This window comes from Micromonospora sp. NPDC023888 (assembly GCF_040639415.1).
Classification (GTDB): domain Bacteria; phylum Actinomycetota; class Actinomycetes; order Mycobacteriales; family Micromonosporaceae; genus Micromonospora.
This window is the reverse complement of sequence record NZ_JBEZZW010000034.1, coordinates 1-24,232: the sequence shown is the minus strand read 5'-3', so window position 1 is coordinate 24,232 and position 24,232 is coordinate 1. Positions and strand designations below refer to the sequence as shown.

The 24,232-nt window shown below is 72.3% G+C and carries 18 protein-coding genes; 10 read left to right on the top strand and 8 right to left on the bottom strand.

Annotated elements, in window-relative coordinates:
* Positions 1-146 precede the first annotated feature (146 nt).
* From AB0F61_RS25860 to AB0F61_RS25840, 5 genes are read left to right on the top strand one after another with little or no spacing between them, the layout of a single operon-like run.
* Positions 147-2,306, top strand: a complete 2,160-nt coding sequence (locus tag AB0F61_RS25860; protein ID WP_357814358.1) for a molybdopterin oxidoreductase family protein — start codon at positions 147-149, stop codon at positions 2,304-2,306.
* Complete coding sequence (locus AB0F61_RS25855) at positions 2,303-3,742, top strand: FAD-dependent oxidoreductase (RefSeq protein ID WP_357814355.1); 1,440 nt, start codon at positions 2,303-2,305, stop codon at positions 3,740-3,742. The genes AB0F61_RS25860 and AB0F61_RS25855 overlap by 4 nt, the downstream gene beginning before the upstream one ends.
* Positions 3,739-6,276 (top strand): nitrite reductase large subunit NirB, encoded by a 2,538-nt coding sequence (gene nirB / locus AB0F61_RS25850; protein WP_357814352.1) that lies wholly within the window; start codon positions 3,739-3,741, stop codon positions 6,274-6,276. The genes AB0F61_RS25855 and nirB overlap by 4 nt, the downstream gene beginning before the upstream one ends.
* Positions 6,273-6,620 carry a nitrite reductase small subunit NirD gene (nirD, locus tag AB0F61_RS25845; protein ID WP_357814350.1) on the top strand — a complete coding sequence of 116 codons (348 nt, stop codon included), beginning with the start codon at positions 6,273-6,275 and terminating at the stop codon, positions 6,618-6,620. Before nirB ends, nirD begins: the two co-directional genes overlap by 4 nt.
* Positions 6,620-7,708, top strand: coding sequence for a uroporphyrinogen-III synthase (locus AB0F61_RS25840; protein WP_357814347.1), 1,089 nt, complete (start codon positions 6,620-6,622; stop codon positions 7,706-7,708). Before nirD ends, AB0F61_RS25840 begins: the two co-directional genes overlap by 1 nt.
* 43 nt (positions 7,709-7,751) lie before the next feature.
* Here the strand turns inward: AB0F61_RS25840 and AB0F61_RS25835 are convergent, their stop codons facing one another.
* From AB0F61_RS25835 to AB0F61_RS25820, 4 genes are all read right to left on the bottom strand, one after another.
* Complete coding sequence (locus AB0F61_RS25835; RefSeq protein WP_184178649.1) at positions 7,752-8,375, bottom strand: ATP/GTP-binding protein; 624 nt, start codon at positions 8,373-8,375, stop codon at positions 7,752-7,754.
* The gene (locus tag AB0F61_RS25830; protein WP_124778091.1) at positions 8,356-8,721 is read right to left on the bottom strand and encodes a DUF742 domain-containing protein; all 366 of its coding nucleotides are present in this window, start codon (positions 8,719-8,721) and stop codon (positions 8,356-8,358) included. The genes AB0F61_RS25835 and AB0F61_RS25830 overlap by 20 nt, the downstream gene beginning before the upstream one ends.
* An 89-nt stretch (positions 8,722-8,810) precedes the next feature.
* On the bottom strand, positions 8,811-9,218 hold the full coding sequence (locus tag AB0F61_RS25825) for a roadblock/LC7 domain-containing protein (RefSeq protein ID WP_007465177.1): 408 nt from the start codon (positions 9,216-9,218) through the stop codon (positions 8,811-8,813).
* Positions 9,215-12,325, bottom strand: a complete 3,111-nt coding sequence (locus AB0F61_RS25820; protein ID WP_357814343.1) for a sensor histidine kinase — start codon at positions 12,323-12,325, stop codon at positions 9,215-9,217. Before AB0F61_RS25820 ends, AB0F61_RS25825 begins: the two co-directional genes overlap by 4 nt.
* A gap of 444 nt (positions 12,326-12,769) precedes the next feature.
* Between AB0F61_RS25820 and AB0F61_RS25815 the strand changes: the two genes are divergently transcribed.
* Complete coding sequence (locus AB0F61_RS25815) at positions 12,770-13,948, top strand: ABC transporter substrate-binding protein (RefSeq protein WP_357814340.1); 1,179 nt, start codon at positions 12,770-12,772, stop codon at positions 13,946-13,948.
* A gap of 169 nt (positions 13,949-14,117) precedes the next feature.
* Here the strand turns inward: AB0F61_RS25815 and AB0F61_RS25810 are convergent, their stop codons facing one another.
* Complete coding sequence (locus tag AB0F61_RS25810; protein ID WP_357814338.1) at positions 14,118-14,972, bottom strand: ABC transporter permease; 855 nt, start codon at positions 14,970-14,972, stop codon at positions 14,118-14,120.
* Positions 14,973-15,075: 103 nt separating this feature from the next.
* Positions 15,076-16,107 (bottom strand): ABC transporter substrate-binding protein, encoded by a 1,032-nt coding sequence (locus tag AB0F61_RS25805; RefSeq protein ID WP_357814335.1) that lies wholly within the window; start codon positions 16,105-16,107, stop codon positions 15,076-15,078.
* 271 nt (positions 16,108-16,378) lie between these two features.
* Between AB0F61_RS25805 and AB0F61_RS25800 the strand changes: the two genes are divergently transcribed.
* From AB0F61_RS25800 to AB0F61_RS25785, 4 genes are all read left to right on the top strand, one after another.
* Positions 16,379-17,164, top strand: a complete 786-nt coding sequence (locus tag AB0F61_RS25800) for an ABC transporter ATP-binding protein (RefSeq protein ID WP_357814333.1) — start codon at positions 16,379-16,381, stop codon at positions 17,162-17,164.
* 2 nt (positions 17,165-17,166) lie between these two features.
* A complete protein-coding gene (locus AB0F61_RS25795; protein ID WP_357814491.1) occupies positions 17,167-18,117 on the top strand; it encodes an LLM class F420-dependent oxidoreductase in 951 nt (316 codons plus the stop codon).
* Positions 18,114-18,422 (top strand): cupin, encoded by a 309-nt coding sequence (locus AB0F61_RS25790; protein ID WP_007465195.1) that lies wholly within the window; start codon positions 18,114-18,116, stop codon positions 18,420-18,422. Before AB0F61_RS25795 ends, AB0F61_RS25790 begins: the two co-directional genes overlap by 4 nt.
* A gap of 78 nt (positions 18,423-18,500) precedes the next feature.
* Entirely contained in the window at positions 18,501-21,527 is a 3,027-nt protein-coding gene (locus tag AB0F61_RS25785) for a hypothetical protein (RefSeq protein WP_357814330.1), read from the top strand.
* A 156-nt stretch (positions 21,528-21,683) separates the two neighbouring features.
* Here the strand turns inward: AB0F61_RS25785 and thiC are convergent, their stop codons facing one another.
* Both thiC and thiD read right to left on the bottom strand, forming a co-directional pair.
* On the bottom strand, positions 21,684-23,276 hold the full coding sequence (thiC, locus tag AB0F61_RS25780; protein WP_357814327.1) for a phosphomethylpyrimidine synthase ThiC: 1,593 nt from the start codon (positions 23,274-23,276) through the stop codon (positions 21,684-21,686).
* Positions 23,277-23,293: 17 nt separating this feature from the next.
* The gene (thiD, locus tag AB0F61_RS25775) at positions 23,294-24,079 is read right to left on the bottom strand and encodes a bifunctional hydroxymethylpyrimidine kinase/phosphomethylpyrimidine kinase (RefSeq protein ID WP_357814324.1); all 786 of its coding nucleotides are present in this window, start codon (positions 24,077-24,079) and stop codon (positions 23,294-23,296) included.
* Positions 24,080-24,232 lie beyond the last annotated feature (153 nt).

The window sequence follows — 24,232 nt, the reverse complement described above, 5'->3', positions numbered from 1 at the left end:
GCATCAATTGCCGACGACGGACGGCAGGTCGACCGACACCACCCACCCGCCACGTCCGCTGCTCCTGTGCGGTGTGAGCCCCACTTGACAGGACCGAAACAGAAGAGACCCGGACTGGAAACTGCCCGGCGGCACGCTTTGCCGACATGACAGACGGTGCATGGTCGGCGACTCGACCGGGGCGCACGCCCCGGCAGGTGGCGACGCACTGCCCGTACTGCGCGCTTCAGTGCGGCATGGTGCTACGCGAGGACGACACCGGGGTGACGGTCCACCCCCGCCAGTTCCCCACCAACCGGGGCGGGCTCTGCCAGAAGGGTTGGACCGCCGCCGAACTGCTCGACCACCCGGAGCGGCTGACCACCCCCCTGGTGCGCGACCCCGCCACGGGCGAACTCCGCCCGGCGAGCTGGGACGTCGCCCTCGACCGGATCGTCGACGGCGTCCGCGCCGTTCAGGACGCAGCCGGCCGGGACGCGGTAGCCGTCTTCGGCGGCGGCGGCCTGACCAACGAGAAGGCGTACGCGCTCGGGAAGTTCGCCCGGATCGGGCTCCGCACCCGGCACATCGACTACAACGGACGGTTCTGCATGTCCTCGGCGGCCGCCGCCGGGATGCGTGCCTTCGGCCTCGACCGAGGCCTGCCGTTCCCCCTCTCCGACCTGGGCCGGGCCGACACGCTGCTGCTGGTCGGCGCGAACCCGGCGGAGACCATGCCGCCCCTGGTGCGCTGGCTCACCGAGCAGCGCGGCAACGGCGGCAAGCTGATCGTCGTCGACCCCCGGGTCACCGCCACCGCCCGCCAGGCCGACCTGCACCTGCAACCCCTGCCCGGCACCGACCTCGCGGTGGCCAACGCGCTGCTGCACATCGCGCTCACCGAGGGCTGGGTCGACCGGGCGTACGTGGCCGACCGCACCTCCGGGTTCGAGGCGGTCCGCCGCAGCGTCGCCGCCTGGTGGCCGGCCCGCGCGGAGCAGCTCTCCGGAGTGCCGGTGGCCGACCTGGAGGCGACCGCCCGCGCGCTGGGCACCGGCGGTCGAGTGATCATCCTTACCGCTCGTGGGGCCGAGCAGCATGCCAAGGGCGTCGACACGGTCACCGCGTACGTCAATCTCGCCCTCGCCCTCGGGCTGCCCGGCCGCGACGGTTCGGGATACGGCTGCCTCACCGGCCAGGGCAACGGCCAGGGTGGGCGGGAGCACGGGCAGAAGGCCGACCAACTCCCCGGCTACCGGCGGATCGACGACCCGGTGGCCCGCGAGCACGTGGCCGGCGTCTGGGGGGTGCCGGCCGACGAGCTGCCCGGCCCGGGTGTGCCGGCCTACCAACTGCTCGACTCGCTCGGCACACCGGACGGCCCCCGGGCCCTGCTGGTGTTCGGCTCGAACCCGGTGATCTCCGCACCCCGGGCGGCCCGGATCGAGAGCCGGCTGCGCGACCTCGACCTGCTTGTCGTCGCCGACCTCCTGCTCTCCGAGACGGCTGCGCTGGCGGACGTGGTGCTGCCCACCGCCCAGTGGGCCGAGGAGGACGGCACCATGACCAACCTGGAGGGTCGGGTGCTACGTCGGCGCGCGCTCCGCCCGCCCCCGCCGGACGTCCGGACCGACCTGGACATCATCTCCGCCCTCGCGGCCCGCCTGGCCGCCGCCGAAAAACCGGCCGGCGCGCCGGACACCACGCTGCCGGGTGCCGGTGCGGCGGCGCGGTTCCCCGCCGACCCGGCCGCCGTGTTCGCCGAGTTGCGCCGCGCCTCGGCCGGTGGGGCCGCCGACTACGCCGGCATCACCTGGGCCCGGATCGACGACGCCGACGGCGTCTACTGGCCCTGCCCGACCGAGGACGGGCCGGACACCCCGCGGCTCTTCGCCGACCGGTTCCCCACCCCGGACGGCCGAGCCCGGTTCCACCCCGTCGACCACCGACCGGCCGCCGAGGAGGTCAGCGCCGCGTACCCGCTGCACTTCACCACCGGCCGGGTGCTCGCGCAGTACCAGTCCGGCACCCAGACCCGCCGGGTGGCCGCGCTACGCCGCGCCGCCGGTGAGGCATTCGTCGAGCTGCACCCCGACCTGGCCGCCCGGCTCGGCGTCGACGACGGGGACCCGGTGCGGGTCACCTCGCGCCGAGGTGAGTTGTGCGCCCCGGCCCGACTCAGCGCCGGGATCCGACCGGACACGGTGTTCGCCCCGTTCCACTACGCGGGGGCCGGGAGGGCCAACTCGGTGACCAACGACGCGGTGGACCCCATCTCCGGGATGCCCGAATTCAAGATCTGCGCGGTTCGGGTGGAGAAGGCATGACCGCCCGGGTGGTCATCGTCGGCAACGGGATGGCGGGCGCCCGCCTCGCCGGAGAGCTGCACGCCCGGGAAGGCGACCGGAAGGTCACAGTGCTCGGGGCGGAGCCACACCGGGCGTACAACCGGATCATGCTCTCCACCCTGCTCGCCGGCCGGGTCGACGAGCCGGACGTGGAACTGACCGAGGCCGCCGGGCACGGCATCGACCTGCGCACCGGCGTGACGGTGACCGCCGTCGACCGGTCCGCCCGGGAGGTCCGCACCGCCGACGGCGAACGGATCGCCTACGACCACCTGGTGCTGGCCACCGGCGCCCAGGCGGTGGTGCCGCCACTGCCCGGCCTCGACCCGGCCGACCTGCCGGATCGGGTGGTCCCCTTCCGGACCCTTGACGACTGCCGGCGGATCCTCGCCGCGGCGGACGGCGCGCGCAGCGCGCTCGTGCTCGGCGGTGGCCTGCTCGGGTTGGAGGCCGCCCGCGGGCTGTCCAGCCGAGGGCTGACCACGACAGTGGTGCACCCGCGCGGGCACCTGATGGAACGACAGCTCGACCCGGCGGCCGGTGCGGTGCTCGCCGGCACGCTCGCCGGTCTCGGCGTCACCAGCCAACTCGCGGTGCCGGCGATCGGCGTGGCCGCGGACGCCACCGGCGTACGCCTCGACCTGGCCGACGGCCAGACGCTGCACGCCGACCTGCTGGTGCTCTCCTGCGGCGTCCGCCCGGACACCGCCCTCGCGCAGGCGGCCGGGCTGGATGTCGGTCGGGGCGTGCTCGTGGACGACCGGCTCCGTACCAGCGACCGGTCCATCTCGGCGATCGGCGACTGCGCCGAGCACGACGGCGTGCTCACCGGGCTTGTCGCACCCGCCTGGGCCCAGGCCCGGGTGCTCGCCGACGTGCTGACCGGGACGGACCCGCTGGCCCGGTACCGACCCCGGCCGGTGGTGACCCGGCTCAAGGCCGCCGGGATCGACCTGGCCTCGATGGGCGACGCGGTGGGCGGCGGGCCCGGCGAGGAGCTGACCTTCACCGACCCGAGCCGGGGCACGTACGCCCGGTTGCGGATCAGGGACGAGCGACTGGTCGGCGCGATCCTGCTCGGCGACAACCCGGCCGTCGGCACGGTGATCCAGCTCTTCGACCGCGGCCATCCGGTGCCGACCGACCGGCGGGCGCTGCTGCTGGGCCGGGCACTCGGCACGACTGGCGCGGCACCCGCCGCGTCACCGGCACTGATGCCGGACGGGGCCACGGTCTGTCAGTGCAACACGGTGAGCAAGGGCGCTCTGGTGCGCAGTTGGCGCTCCGGGGCCCGGACGGTCGACGCGGTGGTGGCCGCGACCCGGGCCGGCACCGGCTGCGGCGGTTGCCGCGACGCGGTCGGCGGCATCGTCGACTGGCTGAGCCAAGCGGAATCGGTGGAGGTGACGCGATGAACGGCGGCGAACTGGTCGTCATCGGCAACGGCATGGTCGGGCAGCGTTTCGTCGACGCGCTGCGCGCCCGGGACCCGCACGGACGCTGGCGGGTGACAGTGCTGGCCGAGGAGGGGCGTCCGGCGTACGACCGGGTGCGGCTCTCGGCGTACTTCGACGGGGTGAGCGAGGACGAACTCAACGTGCACACCCCGCACGACGGGGTGCTGCTGCGCCTCGGTGAGCCGGCCACCGCCGTCGACCGGGACCGGCAGGTGGTGACCACCGCCGTAGGCGAGTACCACTACGACGCGCTGGTGCTGGCCACCGGGTCGTACCCCTTCGTGCCGCCGGTGCCCGGCACCGGGCTGCCCGGGGTCTTCGTCTACCGGACCCTGGACGACCTGGCGGCGATCCGGGCGTACGCGCGGGGCCGGCGGGTCGGAGCGGTGATCGGCGGTGGGCTGCTCGGTCTGGAGGCCGCGAACGCCCTGCGGCTGCTCGGCCTGAGCACCGACGTGGTCGAGTTCGCGCCCCGGCTGATGCCCGTGCAGGTGGACCAGGCCGGCGGTGCGATGCTCCGCCGCTACGTCGACGACCTGGGTGTCCGAACCCATCTCGGGGTGGGGACCACCGCCATCCGGCCCGGCCCGGATGGCGCGGTCGCCGCCCTGGAACTGTCCGACGGCAGCACTGTCGACGCCGAGCTGGTGGTGGTGGCCGCCGGTATCCGGCCGCGCGACGAGCTGGCCCGGACGGCCGGTCTGCCGATGGGCCCGCGCGGCGGCGTGCTTGTCGACGAGACGTGCCGCAGCGCCGACGAGCGGATCTGGGCGGTCGGTGAGTGCGCGGCGGTCGACGGCACCTGCCACGGCCTGGTCGCGCCGGGGTACGCGACGGCCGAGGTGGTGGCCGACCGGCTGGTCGGTGGGGCGGCGACCTTCCCGGGCGCGGACACCGCCACCAAACTCAAGCTGCTCGGCGTCGACGTGGCCTCGTTCGGCGACGCGCACGGCACCACCGAGGGCTGCCTGGACGTCACGTTCACCGACCCGGCCACCCGGGTCTACGCGAAGCTGGTCCTGTCCGACGACGCGCACACCCTGCTCGGCGGGGTGCTGGTCGGCGATGCCAGCGCGTACCCCACGCTGCGGGCCAGCGTGGGTGGTCCGCTGCCGGCCGCGCCACTGGCGCTGCTCGCCCCGGACGGCGGCGGCGCGGACGCCGGCGCGTTGCCCGCCGCCGCCCAGGTCTGCTCGTGCAACGCGGTGACCCGTGGCGACGTGGACGCCGCCATCGCCGACGGCTGCGCGGACGTGCCGGCGTTGAAGGCGTGCACCAGGGCCGGCACCAGTTGCGGTTCCTGCGTGCCGATGCTCAAGCAGCTCCTGGACGCGGCCGGGGTGGTGCAGTCCAGTGCGCTCTGTGAGCACTTCGACGTCAGCCGGCGGGAGCTGTTCGAGATCGTCCGCGTGCGCGGCATCCGCACGTTCTCCCGGCTGGTCGCCGAGCACGGTCGGGGGCGCGGCTGCGACATCTGCAAGCCGGTGGTGGCGTCGATCCTCGCGTCGCTGGGCAGTGGGCACGTGCTCGACGGTGAGCAGGCGTCGTTGCAGGACACCAACGACCACTTCCTGGCGAACCTGCAACGCGACGGCAGCTACTCGGTGGTGCCCCGGATCCCGGGCGGTGAGATCACCCCGGAGAAGCTGATCGTGATCGGTGAGGTCGCCCGGGACTTCCGGCTCTACACGAAGATCACCGGTGGGCAGCGGATCGACCTGTTCGGTGCGCGGGTGGAGCAGTTGCCGCAGATCTGGCAACGGCTGGTGGACGCCGGCTTCGAGTCCGGCCACGCGTACGGCAAGGCGCTGCGGACGGTGAAGTCCTGCGTGGGCGAGACCTGGTGCCGGTACGGGGTGCAGGACTCGGTGGGGTTGGCCGTGGCGCTTGAGCTGCGCTACCGGGGCCTGCGCGCACCGCACAAAATCAAGTCCGCGGTCTCCGGTTGTGCCCGCGAGTGCGCCGAGGCACGCAGCAAGGACTTCGGCATCATCGCCACCGAGACCGGCTGGAACCTCTACGTCGGCGGCAACGGCGGCTTCCGTCCCCGGCACGCCGACCTGTTCGCCACCGACCTGTCCACGGAAGCGCTGATCACGCTTATCGACAGGTTCCTGATCTATTACATCCGCACCGCCGACCGGCTGCAACGCACCGCCGGCTGGATCGAGGCGATGGACGGCGGCCTCGACCATCTCCGCTCGGTGATCGTGGACGACGCGCTGGGCCTCTGCGCCGACCTCGACGCGGCGATGGCCCGGCACGTGTCGTCGTACTCCGACGAGTGGCGCGACGTGCTGAACGACCCGGACCGGCTGCGCCGCTACACCTCGTTCGTCAACGCTCCGGACGTGCCCGATCCGTCGATCACCTTCGCGCTGGAACGCGGCCAGCCGGTACCCGTACGCGACCATCCCCCGACCGGATCCGAGCCGACAAACGGTCGGCGTCGGCAACCGGTCACCCTCGGCCTACCGGAGGTACGGCGATGACCCAGACCCTCACGCTCACCTGGACCACCGTCTGCCACCTCGACCGGTTGGAACCGGACCGGGGCGTCGCCGCCCTGGTCGACGGCGTGCAGATCGCCCTCTTCCGGACCGCGGACGAGCTGTTCGCGATCGACAACCGCGATCCGGTCTCCGGCGCGTACGTGCTGTCGCGGGGCATCGTGGGCAGCCGTGGCGGCGTGCCGACTGTCGCCTCACCGCTGCACAAGCAGGTGTACGACCTGCGCAGCGGGCAGTGCCTCGACCTGCCCGGGGTGGCCGTGGGCCGGCACGACGCGCGTTGCCGCAACGGGCTGGTCGAGGTGCGGCTGCGACAGGAGGGTTGATGCGGGAAGAACTGGCGGGTTTCACCATCGGGGTGACCGCCGACCGGCGGCGCGACGAGTTGGCGGCGCTGCTCGAGCGGCGGGGCGCCCGGGTGGTGCTCGCCCCGGCGTTGCGGATCGTGCCGCTGTCCGACGACACCGAGCTGCGCGAGGCGACCCGTGCCTGCCTCAACCAGCCGCCGGACATCCTGATGGCAAACACTGGCATCGGCATGCGCGGGTGGCTGGAGGCGGCCGAGGGCTGGGGGCTGGCCGAGCCGCTGCGCTCGGTGCTGTCCAGCTCGTACGTGGTGGCCCGCGGCCCGAAGGCGCGCGGTGCGATTCGTGCGGCGGGGCTGCACGACCAGTGGTCGCCGACCTCGGAGAGCTGCGACGAGGTCGTTGACCACCTGCGCCGGCGTGGCGTGGCCGGGCAGGTGATCGCCATGCAGTTGCACGGTGAGCGGCAGCCCGACTGCACGCTCGCGTTGGAGGCGGCCGGCGCCACGGTGATCGAGGTGCCGGTCTACCGGTGGGCACCGCCGACCGACCCGGCGCCGCTGCACCGGTTGATCGACCTGATCACCGGCCGGTTGGTGGACGCGGTGACCTTCACCTCGGCACCCGCGGTGGAGGCTCTCCTGCGAGCGGCCGGGGACCGTACCGACGCGGTGTTGTCCGCGTTCCGCGGCGACGTCCTGGCGAGCTGTGTCGGCGCGGTGACCGCCGAGCCGCTGCTGCGGCACGGGGTGCCGGTGAGCGCGCCGGGCCGTGCCCGGCTGGGCGCGCTGGTGCGGACCATCGTCGACGAGCTGCCCCGCCGGACCGTGACGTTCAAGGCCGGCGGGCACCTGCTCACGCTGCGCGGGCACGCCGCAGTGATCGACGGCGAGTTGCGGCCACTCGCCCCCGCCCCGATGGCGGTGCTGCGGGCGCTCGCCCAGTCTCCGGGCCGGGTGCTGTCCCGCACGGCGCTGCTGCGGACGCTGCCCCGGGGCGCGGACGAGCATGCGGTGGAGATGGCGGTGGCCCGCCTCCGGGCCGGCCTGCGCGCGCCGCGCGTCGTGCAGACCATCGTGAAGCGCGGCTACCGGCTCCGCGTCGACTGACGCGTCACGGCCGGCGGGTGGGCGCCGGCCGTGACGCTACGCGTCAGCCGACCGGCGTGGGGAAGCCCCGCCCGTGCTCGGCCTGGAGCCGCAGCATGGCGTGCTCGACGACGGTCACCAACACCTGCTTCACCGAGTCCCGGTGCCGGGCGTCGGTCATCACCAACGGCACCTGCGGCGAGATGGCCAGCGCCTCGCGGACCTCCTCCAGCTCGTACTGGGGAGCGCCGTCGAACCGGTTGAGCGCCACCACGTACGGCAGGTTGCGGTTCTCGAAGTAGTCGAGCGGGGCGAACGCGTCGGTGATCCGGCGCGTGTCGACAAGCACGGCGGCACCCACCGCACCTCGGATGATCTCGTCCCACATGAACCAGAAGCGGGTCTGACCGGGTGTACCGAAGAGGTACAGGATCAGGTCCTGGGCCATGGTGATCCGGCCGAAGTCCATGGCGACCGTGGTGGTCTCCTTGCCCGGGACCTTGGACGGGTCGTCGATGCCGACACCTGCCGCGGTCATCAACGCCTCTGTGGTCAGCGGTGTGATCTCGGAGATCGCCCCGACCAGTGTCGTCTTGCCGACGCCGAAGCCGCCCGCGACGACGATCTTCGCGGAGACGATTCCCCGGCCTGGCCGCCCCCCAGCGGGGTCATAGCCTGCGAAGTCCACTTAGCACCCTTCCAAGCAGTTCCATCCGCTCCTCGAACCCCTCGGCGGGAGCAGCAGTGTGTAACGTCAGCAGGCTCTCGGCCACCATGTCGGCGACCAACACCCGAGCGACGCCAAGCGGCATCCGGGTGTACGCGGCGATCTCCGCCAGCGACTGTGCTCGGCCCTCGCAGACCGTGGCGATGCGGTGCTTGTCGTGCCCGGCGAAGCGGGACTCGGCGACCTGGGTGAGAGACGCGGTGAGGACTGCCTCGAGGGCGATGTCCTGACGAGGTTCGGTACGACCGCGGGTGACCGCGTACGGACGCACCAGTGCGCCGCGCGGGTCAGCGCGTCGTTGGTCCATCCCTGATCACCTCCTCGTTCCCGGTGGAGCCGGTGTGTGCCGCCTCCTGTCCCTGACCCGGCGCGCGGTCCGAGCGCCGTCCCGCGGTGCTACGAGCGCACCGCGTCCCGCGGCAGCGGCACCAGCGCGGCACCCACCCGCTCGACGAGCAGCGCCATCTCGTAGCCCACCTGGCCCACGTCGCAGCTACGAGCGGCCAGCACGGCCATCGAGGATCCGTCGCTGATCGACATCAGGAAGAGATACCCGCTGTCCATCTCGATGACTGTCTGCAACACCCCACCCGCGCTGAACATCCGGGCAGCGCCCTCGGTCAGGCTCACCACGCCGGAGGTGATCGCGGCGAGCTGGTCGGCCCGGTCCCCCGGAAGATCCCGGGAGGACGCGAGCAGGAGCCCGTCGGCGGACACCGCCACCACGTGGGCGATGCCCGCCACGCTGTCGGCGAAGTTGGTGAGCAGCCAACCCATGTCCTGCATGGCCGCTGGCCTGTTCATCGGCTCTCCTTGGTCGAGGTGCTGTTCAGATCCGTGCCGGCCGTCCGACCACGTTGTACACCGCGGTGGTAGGCCGACAACAGACCCCGTACTTCATCTGGGGTCCGCCGGCTGCGGTCCCGGCCGCTCTTCGGTTCGATACCGCCGGGCACGAGCTGCGCCTGCGGCACCCGCTTGGGCAACCCGGAGCGGGTGGTTCCGGCCGGCGCCGGTTCGGCAGCCCGGCTGGCCCGGGACCAGCCCTCGTCCGCCGCCGTCCGCCAGGCATCCGAGCCCACCGGCGGAGCGACCGGAGTGGCGGGCGCGGCCGGCCGGGCGGCCGGCGGCGGGGCGTACGACGGCGGCGTACCAGGCCCACCGGTGCTCGCGCTGCCCCGGCCCGAGGTGCCCGGCGCGGTGGCGCCGTCGGTGTTGGAGCTGCCCGGCGTGCGGGTCGGCAGGGTCGGTCGGGCCGGTGCCGTGGTCGGCGCGGAGGCTGCGGTCCGCTGGGTGCGCGGCCCGGCATCGACCGGAGCGGCGGCCGGCGCCGGCGGCTCGTCGAAGTTGGGTCGGGTGAAGATCGCGGTGGCGTCGTCGCCGTGCGACCGGAACCAGACCGCCTCCATCTCCCGGAAGATCGGCGCCTCGGCGGGGAAGTCGGGCCGGGCGCTGACCGGTGCGGCGGGCACCGACGGCGCGGGAGGCGGTGCCACCGCGCCAGCGCCGGCGACCGGTCCGACCGGCAGACCCGGTGCGTTGCGCCCGTCCGCGGCCTCCGCGGTCGAGCCGCGCCGGGGCAGCGGATCGATTGTCGGGTAGGCCACCGTCGGGCCGCCCGGCGAGGCGCCCGCGCCGGTGCTGTACGCGGGCCGCGCCGGTGGGATCGGGGTGGCGGGCGCCGGGGCGGCGGGCGGCGGCGTCGTCGAGCGGGCACCGGGGTAGCCACCCGCCTGCACGGCCGGGGTGGTGTCCCGCGAGTCCAGCGGCGACTGCCACTGGGCGGGAGCCGGCGCGTTGGTGCGCCACTGGTCGGGCAGCGTCGCCGCGGAGGTCGCGGCACCGGCGAACTGTTCGGTGTGACCGGCCGGGGTGAGCGGGGTCTGCTCCACGGCCATCGGCTGACGCGGCCGGGTGAGCACCTGCTCACGGCCCCGGTTGGTGGGCAGCACCACGGTGGCGGCGGGCAACGTCACCTGGGCGACGGTGCCGCCCTCGACGTTGCGGCGCAGCTCGACCCGGATGCCGTACCGGGAGGCGAGCCGACTGACCACGGCCAGACCCATCAGCCGGAACGCGGCGACGTCGACGCTCGGCGGGGCGGCCAGCCGGCGGTTGAGCGAGTCGAGCTGCTCGTCGGTGAGGCCGAGCCCGCGGTCCTCGATCTGGATCAGGACGTAGTCGCGGATCCGGCGACCGTCGGCCACCACAGTGGTGTTCGGTGGTGAGAACCGGGTGGCGTTGTCGAGCAGTTCGGCGACGAGACGGACCACGTCGTTGACGGCGTGCGCGGCGACCGAGACGTCGGTGTCCACCGTCCCGAACTCGATGCGGTTGTACAGCTCCACCTCGGACTGGGCGGCGCGCAGGACGTCCACGACCAGCGCGTCGTCGCGACGCGGCACAGCGGAGTCGGCGCCGGCCAGGACCAGCAGGTTCTCGTCGTTGCGGCGCATTCGGGTGGCCAGGTGGTCGAGCTCGAAGAGCTGCGCGAGCCGCTTCGGGTCCTCCTCGCCGCGCTCGATCGCGTCCAGCTCGCCGATCATGCGGTCGACCAGGGTCTGACTACGACGTGCCAGGTTGAGGAACATCGCCGAGACGCTGGTGCGCAGCGCGGCCTGCTCGGCGGCGACCCGCACCGCCTCCCGGTGGACGACGTTGAAGGCCAACGCCACCTGGCCGACCTCGTCTCGGCTGTTGAGCTGGATCGGGTCGCGAACCTGGCGGACGATCTCATCCACCCCGCCGTCGCCGACGCTGCCCATGTTCTGCAGCCGCCGCACCGCGTCGGGCAGGTCGTGGTTGGCCACCGACAGGGCGCCCTCACGCAGCCGGCGCAGCGAGTGGTTGAGCGAGCGGGCCAGCACCACGGCCAGCGACACAGCGATGATCAGGGTCAGCAGCACCAGGATCGACTCGATCGCTGCCTGCCGGATGACGTCCGAGCGCGCCTGGTCGGCCTGCTGGAGCAGTCGGTCCTGTAGTTGGATCTCGGCCCAGCGCATCAGGTCGTTCACCGCGCCGATGGCGGCCGTGGCGTCCTGTGCGGTGACCAGCGGGCGCTGCCCGACCGACCGGGTGATGTCGGCGGCGACCCGGTCGGCCAGGCCGACCGCGTCACCGGAGACGGTGCTGTTGACGAGGGCACGCTGCACGGGGTCGGCGGCCAGTGAGAAGGCAACCAGGGCCTCCTGCTGACTGGTCTGCGTGGCCACGAACGAGGAGAACTGCTCCGAGTCGAGTTGGCCCGCCGTGAGCGCGGTGAAGGCGACCGCCTCCTCCTCGGCCACCGAAGCCTTGGCGCGGGCGAAGGCGGAGACCGCTCGGCGGCTGTCCGCCAGGCTCTCGTCGCCGGGCAGCTGGGCCAGGCCGTCACCGTAGCCGACCAGGTCGGTGAGGATGACGCCGTAGCGGAGCACGGCCTCGGCCACCGCCATCTGCCGGCGGTCGAGCACCTCCTGCCGGGTGCCGTCCAGGGTGGCGAGGTGGTCGTCGATGGCTGCCAGGCGGTCCCGCAGGGCCGTCGGCACCTCGCCGATCCGGCCCCGCTCGGCGCGGTACTCGTCCACCTGCTGCTGCGTCTGGCGGACCCGCAGGTTGTACGCGTCGGCCGGCTGCTGCGGGTTGGCCAGGTAGGCCGCTGCGGCCATCCGCTCGGCCTGGAGGTCCTGGGTCAGCGCGCTGACGTCGATGGAGAGGGCCGTCAGTGACCGGGCGCGGGTGGCGTCGAAGGCACCCTCGCCGACGGAGATCAGCCGGACCGTGGCCAACGCGATCACCGCCGCCACCGGGACGACCAGGATCAACGCCAGTTTGGACCGGATCCGGGCGTCCCGCAGCCTCGGCATCCGCCGGCGCGTGGGCCGCGCGCTGTCGCCGAGCGCGGGCAGGGTCGTCGGTCCGGTGCTCACGACATCGCCTCCGTCGTTTCTTCCCCGCCTGACCCACCGAGCCATGCCGTAAGCGGAGGGGACCACGCGCGGCACGGCCGCGATTTCATCAGAGATGATCCTGTTTGGGAAGCCGCAGTGAGGTAGGAAACGGTCGGACGGAGCGCATCCCGTGATCCGGGCAACTGATACCTTCATTTCCGCAAGCCCCTGAACAGGGCATGTAACTCCTGAGTGGTCACGCGTGCATGCAAAGTGAGCTTTTGCAAACATTGCGTTACCCCAGCATGTGGGATGACCGTCCCGAAAATGCTACCGGGGTCCGCGCTTGACCACAGCGCCGGCCATTGGCAAGGTTTTGCAGGCTTCGCGCACACCGTACGGCAGAGGAGATCCCGTCCTCCACTGAGGACGGATTAGCGGCGGTGACCGGGCAGCGCCCGCGCCCGCACCTGGAGGACTGAGTTGAGCCCCATCCGCTCCGCGACCATCGCGGCGCTCGCATCGGCCGTAGTGGCCACCACGCTCACCGGCTGCCAGTTTGGCGGGGCGGAGCAGGACACGAGTCCGATCGTGATCGCTGCCGACCTCGAACTGTCCGGCGCCGCCGCAACGGTCGGCCGGACATACCAGCGCGCCCTCGATCTCAAGGTCAAGCAGTTGAACTCCTCTGGCGCGTTGAACGGCCGGGAGATCAAACTCAGGGTTAAGGACAACCGTTCCGACTCGGCCGAGTCCCTTCGCAACATCGTCGACTTCAGCAACGATTCTCAGGTCAGCGCCATCATCATGGGTGGCTGCAACGAATGCGCGGTCGGTGCGGTCGGGACCATCAACGAGAAGCGGATTCCCACCATTGCGCTTGCCGCTTCCGGTGCCATAGCCAGCCCGGTCGCCGAACGGCGTTACGTGTTCAAGCTCGGCCCCAACGCCCCGGACAGCGCCGCCGCGCTGACCACCGAACTGCGTCGCAACAACATCCGCAAGGTGGGGGTGCTCGTCAGCGACGACGACTACGGCCGGGAGGGCGCGACCGCGCTCAAGAGCGAGCTGGACAAGGTCGAGATCGCGTTCCGCGAGCAGCGGGTCAAGACCACCGACACCGACGTCAGCCAGCAGATCCAACAGCTCGCTTCGGGCAAGCCCGACGCGCTCGTCTTCTGGACCCCGCCGGAGCAGGCGACACTTGCCGCCACGACCGCTTCGCAGACCACCTTCCGTGGGTCACTCTTCTTCGACGCGAGTGCGGCTGGTGACCTCTTCCTCGGCGCGGCGGCCAGGGCGACCGAGCGGGCCACGCTGATCTTCACCCAGACGATGGTGATCGACGACGTGATCGCGACGACCCCGGCCAAGGCGGCGCGGCGGCAGTGGTTCCAGGACTACACCGCGCGCTTCGGCGGCTACAACGGGTCCTCGTCCTTCGCGGCGGACGCCGTCCAGTTGATCGCCGACGCGGAACTTCGTGCCGGTGGTGAGGTGGGGAAGGTGGACCGTAACGGCATTCGGGACGTGCTCGAAACGTCCCAGATGGACGGCCTGTCGGGCCCGATCCGAATGACGCCGGACAACCACAGCGGGCTGATGCCGCAGGCGCTCACCACGCTTGTCGCCCGTAACGGCCGTTGGCGCCTGGCGGGGTAACGGCCGTCGGGCCAGCGCCAAGCATGATCATTTCGACGTCGGCGATATCGCGGTAACCGGGACAGGTGGACACCGCGACGTCACGAAAACCGAGTTGATCAAGAAAGGGCCGGCCTCCCGATGGGGAGGCCGGCCCTGCGCATTCCGAATCTTGATCTTGCCGCTCGGGTCAGCGACTGCTTGTGGTCTCCCGCACCCAGGGCAGCGCGATCCGTTCGATCAGCAGGAGCGCCGAGTAGAGCAGAATGCTCACCAACGCCACCAACATGATCGCCGCCCACGCGGTGGCGGTGTCACCGACACCGGCGTACTGCGTGATGACGTAGCCGAGGCCACTCTCGCCGGCCTGGAACTCACCGATCACCGCGCCGATCGCGGCCAGCGGCATGGCCACCTTGAGCCCGACGAAGATCTGCGGCAACGCGGCCGGGAAGCGCACCTTGCGGAACGCCTGCCAGCGGGAGGCGTTCCAGGAGCGCACCAGTTCGGCCAGATCAGCCGGCGTGGTGGTGAGCCCGGTCGCGGTCGAGAGCACGATCGGGAAGAAGCAGAGCAGGAACACCATGGTCAGGATCGGTTTCTGGCCCCAACCGAGCGCCACCACCAACAACGGGCCCAGCGTGATCTTGGGCACCGCGTTCACCGCCACCAGCAGTGGCGTGAACATCCGCTCCACAGTGCCGGAGCTGGCCAGGGAGAGTCCGATCAGGACACCGGCCCCCGCCGAGAGCGCGAAGCCGATCAGGATCTCCAGCATGGTGGCCCAGGTGTGCTCCAGCATCTGGGCGGGCTTGTCGACGAACGCGGTGAGCACGTCGCCAGGCGGCGGCAGGGCCGCGGGATGGACCAGTTCCAGCCGGGCGATCAGCCACCACGCCGCCAGGGCGACCAGGAGGCCGGCCGCGGGCAGCAGCGCCGCCCCGGCCCCGGCGCGGAGACCGGCACCTCGACCCGCCGCCCCGGGTCCGACACCCACGGGTGGGGATGCCGCCACCGCCGGGTCCACCGACCGGACGTCGGTCATCTTGTCCTCCTCGAAATCCCACGGCCCCCCGGGGGCCGACGAGCGACGGGGGTACGCCCCACCGGAACCCGGCGGGACGCACCCCCTGGTGACGACCGGACGATCAGGCCTTCGGCGCGAGGCTGAAGTCGATGATCTGCTCGGGGGTGATGTTCTGCTTGAGCGCGCCCGCGCCCTGCAGGATCGCGATGCTCTTGGCGACCCGACCGCTGTCCAGGGTGCCGATCGCGGTGCCGGTGTTGCCGGACCGGACGTACGCGGCCATCAGCTCCAGCTCGGCGGCGGCGGCGACCGGGTTGGCGGCGTCGACGTTCTTCTTCAGGATCTCGCCGGCCTCCTTGGAGTTGGCGAGGCTGTACTCCAGGCCCTTGAGCAGCGCCGCGGTGAACTTCTTCACCATCTCGGGCTTCTCCTTGGCGATCTTGGAGGAGGTGATCAGCACGTTGCCGTAGAGGTCCTGCATCACGTTGCTGTACGGCAGCATGACGGCCTTCTTCTTGGCCACCGCCTCGATGGTCGGCTGACCCACGACGAACTGGCCGATGCCGTCCACCGCACCGGAGGCGAGCGTGCCGATCAGTGCCTGCGCCTCACCGTTGACCCAGGTCACCTTGCTCGCGTCCACACCGGCGAGCCGGGCGTACGTCGGGAAGAGGTTGCGGACCACGGACCCGGGCGTGTCGGCGAGCTTCTTGCCCTCCAGGTCCTTCGGGGAGGCGATGTTCTTGCCCTCGACCGAGGCGATGCCGGCCATGGTGCGCTGCTGGATGGCGGCGACCACCGTGAAGTCCTTCGCCTGGCCGTTGCCGACCTGGAGCAGACTGCCGGTGAGGTCGACCGGGCCGAAGTCGGCCTGACCACCGACGATGGTCTGGATCACGCCGCCGGTGCCCTGGCCGGGCTTGATCTCGACGTCGAAGCCGGCGTCCTTGAAGAAGCCCTTCTCCTTCGCCACCCAGGCATAGGAGTCACGGCCGAAGTTGCCGAAGGAGGTGAGGTAGGTCACCGGCTCCAGCTTCCCGCCCTTGCCGCCCTTGGCGTCGTCAGACGAGTCCGGCCCGCTGCTGCAGGCGGAAACGAGAACGAGGGCAGTGGCCAGCGCGGCCGTAGCGACCGTACGGGGCAGCCTTCTCATCAGTAGCACCATGTCCTTTCCAGCCGGGGCCGACGGGCCGCCGGAGGGGGTTGTCGTGACGGGCCGGCGGAAGGGGTGGAAGCCGGACGCCGCCGTCGTGGGGGGACTCTTCGCGGGCACAGCGTACGAGAGCACCACAGTTGTGACGCCAGGCGTATCGGGTTGCGGAACGGAAACAACCTCGTGACCACCCCGGACGGTGCGATACGCGGACAGGCCGGCTAGCCTTTGCCGGATTCCTGACCGTCCACTCAGCGGAGGTACGCCGGAGATGATCCAACTGGCCGGGGTGTCCCGTACCTTCGAAGGCCGATCAGGCCGTGTCGAAGCGCTGCGTGGCATCGACCTCGACGTCGCCGAGGGTGAGTTCGTCGCCGTGCTCGGCCGCTCCGGCTGCGGCAAGTCCACACTGCTGCGCCTGATCGCCGGGCTGCTCCCGCTGACCGCCGGTGAGATCACCGTGGCCGGCACGCCGATCTCCCGCCCCCGCCAGGACATCGCCATGCTGTTCCAGAAGCCGGCGCTGCTGCCCTGGCGCAGTGTGCTCGACAACGTCCTGCTGCCCGTGGAGATCTTCGGCTGGAGCCGCGCCAAGCACCGCGAGCGCGCCCGGCAACTGCTCGACGTGGCCGGGCTGGCCGGGTTCGAGAAGCGGCTGCCGCACGAACTCTCCGGCGGCATGCAGCAGCGGGTGTCGCTGTGCCGGTCGTTGATCGGCGAGCCCCGGGTGATGCTGATGGACGAGCCGTTCTCCGCCCTGGACGCGCTCACCCGCGAGGAACTCTCCGGCGAACTCCAGCGGGTCCACATGGAGAACAAGCCGACAATCGTCTTCGTCACCCACTCGATCGACGAGGCGGTGCTGCTCGCCGACCGGGTGGTCGTGCTGAGCCCCCGCCCCGGCCGGATCCGCAAGGTGGTGGACGTCGACATCCCCCGGCCGCGCACCCTGGGCCGCAACGCCCACCTGGCCGATGTCGCCCGCGTCAGCGCCGACCTCCACGAGCTGCTGATGGAACGCGACGAACCGGCCACGGCCGGCGTGGAAGGACGATGAACATGCGGGTGTCGGTCTTCACCGAGCCGAACCGTGGCGCCAGCTACGACACTCAACTCCGGTTCGCCCGACTTGTCGAAGCCTGCGGCTACGAGGGCTTCCTCCGCGCCGACCACTACCAGTCGATGGGCGCCGACCCGGGCCTACCCGGCCCGACGGACGCCTGGCTGACCCTCGCCGCGCTGGCCCGGGAAACGCAGCGGATCAGGCTCGGCACCCTGGTGACGTCGGCCACCTTCCGCCTGCCCGGCCCGCTCGCGGTGATGGTCGCGCAGGTCGACCAGATGAGCGGCGGCCGGGTCGACCTCGGCATCGGCGCCGGCTGGTACGAGCGCGAGCACACCTCGTACGGCATCCCGTTCCCCCCGGTCGGCGAGCGCTTCGACCGGCTCGCCGAGCAGCTTGAGGTGATCACCGGGCTGTGGCGGACGCCGGCCGGGGAGACCTACAGCTTCAGCGGCGACCACTACCGCCTGGTGGACGCACCGGCCCTGCCCAAGCCGGTGCAGGTGCCCGGACCGCCGATCATCGTCGGTGGGCGCGGCCCCAAGCGCACCCCCGAGCTGGCCGCCCGGTACGCCGACGAGTTCAACATGCCGTTCAAGTCCGTGGCCGACACCGCCGAGGCGTACGACCGGGTGCGTGAGGCGTGCGAGCGCAGCGGCCGGACCGAGTCCGGTCGCGCGCCGCTGGTGCTGTCCGCCGGGATCGTCGTGGCCATCGGACGGACAGACGCCGAGGCCCAGCGGCGTGCCGCGCCCCTGCACGAGAAGAGCGCGCTGCCGCCGGAGGACCCGGTGGTCGGCTCGCCCGCGCAGCTCGCGCAGCGGATCGGCGAGTTCGCCGCCATCGGCGCCACCCGCGTCCACCTGCGCCTGATCGACTTCGCAGACCTCGACCACCTTGAGCTGATCGCCGCCGAGGTGCTCCCCCAACTGGACGGAGAACGATGACCGACGTGATCGACGGAACCGAACTCGGGCCGGTGGGCCAGGAGATCGTGTACGAGAACGACCGGGTCCGGGTCTGGCACATCAGGCTTGAGCCAGGTGAGCGCCAGCCACTGCACCGGCACGACCACCCGTACCTGGTGGTGGCGATCGAGGGCGCGAAGAACGTCGTACAGACGATCGACGGGACCCGGATCGACGCCGACGAGCCCACCGGCGGAGTCGTCTACCGGGACCCCGGGGCCGTACACATGCTCACCAATGTCGGAGACACGACTTACCTGGCCCGACTGGTCGAACTCAAGTAGACCCGCCGAGGCGTGAGCCGGCGCGCCGCGCGGCGCGCCGGTGGCGTCCGGGTGTACGGGGTGCGTAACGTGCCGGACATGGCCTTTCGGACCTGGGGCAGACTGCTGCTCACGGCGCTCGGGGTGAGCGTGCTGGCCGGGGCCGGCCAGCTCGGCGTCGCGTACGGTTTCGGCATCGTCCGGCTGACCGGCGCCTTCACCGGTACGACCGTCAACCAGTGGCCGGCCCAGCTCGTCTGGGTGGGCTGGTTCGCCGCGAACGCCGCCGTCGCCGGCGCTGTCCTGACCGGACGCCTCGCGCGCGGCGATGCTCCGGCGGCCAGCACCCGCCGGCAGTTGGCGATCGGCGGCGCGGCGGCGCTCGGCGCCACCGTCATCGCCCCGCTCTGCATGCAGCCCGCCCGCGCCGCGGAGCTGATCTCCGTCGACCCGGTCTGGGCGGTGGGCATCTGCGCCGTCCTGGGCGCGGTGATCGGGGCGGGCGCCGCGATCGCCGTGCTGCTCCGGCCCGAGCTGGGCTGGAACATGGCCGCCGTGGCGGGCGTGGTCTGGCTGCTGGCGCTGATCTCCGTCCTGCCGTCGCTCGGCACGGCCGGCCCGCTGCCGACCGTCCGGCTCGGTGTGCTGGAGCCGAGCTGGCTGAGCGACAACGCCGCTCAACGGCTGGCGCTGCTCCTGCTGCCCACCGTGGCACTGCTGGCCGGGGCCGCGACCGCCGGACTGGCGCGCTGGCGCGGGCAGGATCCACTGATCAGCGGGGCGACCGGGGTGGCCGGTCCGGTGCTTGTGGCATTCGCCTACCTGACCGCCGGCCCGGGCGACTCCGTGGACCGTTACCAGGTGAATCCCTACTACGGCTCGCTGATCGCCATCCTCGCCGGCGCGCTCGGCGCGGCCGCCGCCGCGCTGCTGCGCTGGCCGTCGGGCGTCCACACCGCGGATTCACAGGCGATCGAGCCCAGCGACATCCTGCACGCGCTACCCACCGGCCCGGCCCTGCCCAACGCCGCGTCACCGAATCCGGCGAACGACTCGGACGCCGCCGACCGGGCCGCCGCGCCCCCGAGCGGTACGGAGCCCGCCGGCCGGGAACTGGCCGGCGGAGAGTTGGCGAGCGCCGCCCCAGGTCCGCGCGCCGCAGGCGGCTCCGATGGGGTACGCACCGTGCCGGCCCACTGGGACTGGCCGGCGACCACCGCGAGCGGTCAGCACGGTGCCACCCCCACCGCTCCGGGGACGCCGGCGGCCTGGCTGACCGATCCGACCGGTGAGTTCACCGCCGGGAGGCAGACGCCCCCGGCGAGCCGGGATGATGTCACCTCCCCGCCCTCGGCCAAGATCGCCGCCAGCGGCTCGACCGACGCCGCCACCACGGGCACCACGACCGGACGCGCCGACGCCGCTTCTCCGGCGGGTGGACCCGCGTCCGACGAGCCGACCGGCAGCACCGCGACGGGCACGACCGGCAGCACCGCGACGGGCACGACCGGCAGGCGCGCCCGCAAGGGCACCACCACCACCGCCCCGACGGGCACCACCCCGACCAGCGCGGACACACCCGGCCCCGGCACCGCCGGCACGAGCACGAACAGCACGGCCGCCGCAGCGAGCACGGCGGCAGCCGACGCGGGCGCAGCGAGCACGCCACCGGCCGACGCGGGCGCAGCGAGCACGGCAGCGGCCGACGCGGGCGGGGGCCAGCCTGGCCCGGTCGATGCGCCGCTGACGGTCAAGCCGCGTCGAGTCCGTAAGCCGAAGGCCAGCCCGCCGGCTGCCTCCGACCCAACCGGTGGCACGTCGGCATCGGGGTCGCAGACCACCGACGAGACGGTCGCCGGCACTGCCGTGGCCGACCAGGAGGGCCGGGACACCGAGGGCACCCCGACCACCGCGACCCCCACGAGGGCAGCGGTCCCGACCACCGGAACCGGTCGGACGAGCCCCCCGGTCACCCCGACCGCCACCACCGGCCCGACCAAGACACCCACCCCGACCACAGCCGTCGGACCAACCAAGACACCCACCCCGACCACGACCGTCGGACCAACCAAGACACCCACCCCGACCACGACCGTCGGACCGACGAAAACACCCACCCCGACCACCACCGTCGGACCAACCAAGACACCCACCCCGACCACCACCGCCGGCCCGACGAAAACACCCACCCCGACCACCACCGCCGGCCCGGCCAGGACACCCGCCCCGATCACCGGCCCGGCCGGAGCGCCCGCCACTCCGGCCGGCACCGAGGCAGCGGCGGCCGATCCGCGGCGTACCCCGGATGTCGGTACCGGTCCCACGGCGCGACCGGCCGACCCGGCCAGGGAATCGGCGGCTGCCGGAGCTGACGGAACCAACAGCGCGCGGCCCACCACCGAGGACGGTCCCGCCGCCAGCGACGGGGACGGGGTCCGCTGGACGCCAGCGCCGTCGGCCTGGCCGGTCACCCCGGCGTGGACGGTGCCACCGCAGGCTTCCGAGTCGGGGGCCGCCCCAGCGGAGCCGCCGACCGGCCCGGACGAGTCGACCGGGCAGACGCCGAAGCCCCGGCACCGGGTGCCGCTGCCGGACCTGAGCCGGGCCGGCACCTGGAACGCGTTCGACACCTCCCGCCGTGCCGGCCCGACGGGGTCGCCGGACAGCTCGACGGTCCGACCGGCGACGACCGGCCCGGCCGTGGTCAGCGAGTTGGCGGCTCCGACCAGACACCCGGTCCCGGCGGAGTCTCCGGTCGTGCCGGACCGGGCTGGCGCGCCCACCGGCACCGGCGACCCGGTCGGCAGCGACGACCGGGCGAGCACCGACGACCGGGCGAGCACCGACGACCCGGCCGGAGCCGACGCGACACCGGCCGCGCCGAACGCGAAGGTGGCCGAGCAGCCCTCCCGGCGCGGACGGCTCGGCGGTCTGTTCCGCCGCAACAGGTCGCGGAGCGACGAGAGGGGCGCGGAGACGTCGGACGCGACGGAGGCCCTGCCGGCGCAGGACGAGGAGTTCGTCGACTGGGTAGCCGGTCTGGGCAAGCCGGTGTCGGACAACGAGCCGGAGCAGGACAGCGGCAGACGCTCCCTGCGCTCGACCGGCCGGCACCACCGAGACTGATCCGACCTCCAACGGGTCGGAACGCCTAACGATCGCGCCTGATCCACTCGGGTTCATTGATGCCGGGCTGTCCTAGCCGCCCGGAAACCGCGATATCAGTGAACCCGAGTGGATCACTCCGGGACGGCGGGTCCGCCGCGCCCGGCGCGGGTCAGGTCAGGCCAACGGCAGGTAGACCCGGCCGCCGCCGGAGACAAACTCCTCCGACTTGTCCTTCATGCCGCGTGCCGCGTACTCCTTCAGCTCCTGGGTGATCTTCATGGAGCAGAACTTCGGGCCGCACATCGAGCAGAAGTGCGCCGTCTTCGCCGGCTCGGCCGGCAGCGTCGCGTCGTGGTACGAGCGCGCCGTCTCCGGGTCCAACGAGAGGTTGAACTGGTCCTCCCAACGGAACTCGAACCGCGCCTTCGACAACGCGTCGTCCCAGTCCTGCGCGCCGGGGTGCCCCTTGGCCAGGTCCGCCGCGTGTGCCGCGATCTTGTACGCGATCACGCCCGCCTTCACGTCGTCCCGGTCCGGCAGGCCGAGGTGTTCCTTCGGCGTGACGTAGCAGAGCATCGCGGTGCCGAACATGCCGATCATCGCGGCGCCGATCGCCGAGGTGATGTGGTCGTACGCCGGCGCGATGTCGGTGGTCAGCGGGCCGAGCGTGTAGAAGGGTGCCTCGTGGCACCACTCCTGCTGGAGGTCCACGTTCTCCTTGATCTTGTGCATGGGCACGTGACCGGGACCCTCGATCATCACCTGCACGTCGTGCTCCCAGGCGACAGTGGTCAGCTCGCCGAGGGTGCGCAACTCGGCGAACTGCGCCTCGTCGTTGGCGTCGGCGATCGAACCGGGCCGCAGCCCGTCACCGAGGGAGAACGTCACGTCGTAGCGCGCCAGCAGCGCGCACAGCTCCGCGAAGTTGGTGTAGAGGAAGTTCTCCTCGTGGTGCGCCAGACACCACGCCGCCATGATCGAACCGCCCCGGGAGACGATCCCGGTCACCCGATCCACGGCCAGCGGCACGTACGGCAGGAGCACCCCGGCGTGCACGGTCATGTAGTCCACGCCCTGCTCGGCCTGCTCGATCACGGTCTCCCGGAACACCTCCCAGCTCAGCTTCACCGGGTCGCCGCCGACCTTCTCCAACGCCTGGTAGATCGGCACCGTCCCGATCGGCACCGGCGAGTTCCGCACGATCGCCTCGCGGGTCTCGTGGATCCGCTTCCCGGTGGACAGGTCCATCACGGTGTCCGCGCCCCAGCGGGTGGCCCAGGTGAGCTTCTCCACCTCCTCGGCGACCGACGAGCTGACCGCCGAGGTGCCGATGTTGGCGTTCACCTTGACCAGGAACGCCTTGCCGATGATCGCCGGCTCGCATTCCGGGTGGTTGACGTTGAGGGGCAGCACCGCCCGCCCGGCGGCGATCTCGGCCCGGACCAGTTCCGGGTCGACGTTCTCCCGGATCGCCACGAACTCCATCTCCGGCGTCACCACACCGGCCCGCGCGTACGCGAGCTGCGTCGGCCGGCGACCGTCCGCGCCGGCGAGCGGCGTACCCGCACCCCGCACCGGGGCCACGTCACCGCGCTCGGCGATCCACGGACCCCGCAACGCGGGCAACCCCACCGATGGGTCCGACCCCGGGCCGGACGTGTCGTAGAGCCGCACCGGCGGAAGATCCCCGGTCAGCTCCACCTCCGCGAACGGCACCCGCACATCCGGCCGCGAACCCTCGACGTACACCTTGCCTCGTGCCTGCATGACAGCCTCCCTGGTGATCAAGCGGACCAGCCGAAGTGGTCCAGCGGTCCACGCCCCGCGCCAAGCTCCCAACCCCGTGCGCCGGTCAGCGCACGGAGCACGTACTCCTTCGCGGCCCCCACGGCCGCCGGCACCGGATCGCCGAGCGCGAGCCGCACGGCGATCGCCGCCGAGAACGAACACCCGGTGCCGTGGGTGTGCCGGGTGTCCACCCGGGGGGCGCGCAGCAGCGTGCTCACGCCGCCGCCGTGCAACACGTCGACCGCCTCACCGCCGTCCAGGTCACCGCCGGTGACCACGACGTACTCCGGGCCGCCGGCCGCGAGGGCCTCGGCGGCCACGACCATCCCGGCCACGTCGTCCACCGGGCGTCCGGTGATGGCCGCGGCCTCCGCGCAGTTCGGCGTCGCCACCCTGGCGTACGGCAGCAGCCGCTCCACCGCGCCCACCACGCCGAGCCGGTGTCCACTTGTGGCGACGAGCACCGGATCGACGACGAGCTGAGGCAGCCGACCGTCCCGGGCGGCCTCGGCCACCGCGTCGGCGACCGCCGGGGTGCCGAGCATCCCCGTCTTGACCGCCGAGACGGTGAAGTCGGCGAGCACGCTGTCCAACTGCTCGGTGACCGTGCGCGGCGGCAACGGCAGGACGGCGTCGACGCCCCTGGTGTTCTGTGCGGTGACCGCCGTGAGGACGCTGGTGCCGTACGCGCCCAGCGCGGCGAAGACCTTGAGGTCGGCCTGGATGCCCGCGCCGCCGCCGGAGTCCGAGCCGGCGATGGTCAGCAGTGTTCGCGGGGTCATCGGTTTTCCCTGGTTGCGGTTTGGGGCTGCGGCCGACCGTGCCCACTCCGGGCGGTCAGGCTAGCCGATCCACCGGGACCGGCGCCCACGACAATGACGTCGGCGTGCCCCCGACGTCACGGTGACCGCGTCGAACCCGGCCGGCACCTCGCT

Bases quoted from the DNA above. Each gene is read 5' to 3' on its own strand.
- AB0F61_RS25860 (WP_357814358.1), top strand. From the start codon at position 147: ATGACAGACGGTGCATGGTCGGCGACTCGACCGGGGCGCACGCCCCGG.
- nirB (WP_357814352.1), top strand. From the start codon at position 3,739: ATGAACGGCGGCGAACTGGTCGTCATCGGCAACGGCATGGTCGGGCAG.
- AB0F61_RS25790 (WP_007465195.1), top strand. From the start codon at position 18,114: ATGACCGACGTGATCGACGGAACCGAACTCGGGCCGGTGGGCCAGGAG.
- AB0F61_RS25810 (WP_357814338.1), bottom strand. From the start codon at position 14,972: ATGACCGACGTCCGGTCGGTGGACCCGGCGGTGGCGGCATCCCCACCC.
- thiC (WP_357814327.1), bottom strand. From the start codon at position 23,276: ATGCAGGCACGAGGCAAGGTGTACGTCGAGGGTTCGCGGCCGGATGTG.
- AB0F61_RS25830 (WP_124778091.1), bottom strand. From the start codon at position 8,721: ATGGACCAACGACGCGCTGACCCGCGCGGCGCACTGGTGCGTCCGTAC.
- AB0F61_RS25800 (WP_357814333.1), top strand. From the start codon at position 16,379: ATGATCCAACTGGCCGGGGTGTCCCGTACCTTCGAAGGCCGATCAGGC.
- AB0F61_RS25805 (WP_357814335.1), bottom strand. From the start codon at position 16,107: ATGAGAAGGCTGCCCCGTACGGTCGCTACGGCCGCGCTGGCCACTGCC.
- AB0F61_RS25855 (WP_357814355.1), top strand. From the start codon at position 2,303: ATGACCGCCCGGGTGGTCATCGTCGGCAACGGGATGGCGGGCGCCCGC.
- AB0F61_RS25785 (WP_357814330.1), top strand. From the start codon at position 18,501: ATGGCCTTTCGGACCTGGGGCAGACTGCTGCTCACGGCGCTCGGGGTG.
- AB0F61_RS25795 (WP_357814491.1), top strand. From the start codon at position 17,167: ATGCGGGTGTCGGTCTTCACCGAGCCGAACCGTGGCGCCAGCTACGAC.
- nirD (WP_357814350.1), top strand. From the start codon at position 6,273: ATGACCCAGACCCTCACGCTCACCTGGACCACCGTCTGCCACCTCGAC.
- AB0F61_RS25840 (WP_357814347.1), top strand. From the start codon at position 6,620: ATGCGGGAAGAACTGGCGGGTTTCACCATCGGGGTGACCGCCGACCGG.
- AB0F61_RS25825 (WP_007465177.1), bottom strand. From the start codon at position 9,218: ATGAACAGGCCAGCGGCCATGCAGGACATGGGTTGGCTGCTCACCAAC.
- thiD (WP_357814324.1), bottom strand. From the start codon at position 24,079: ATGACCCCGCGAACACTGCTGACCATCGCCGGCTCGGACTCCGGCGGC.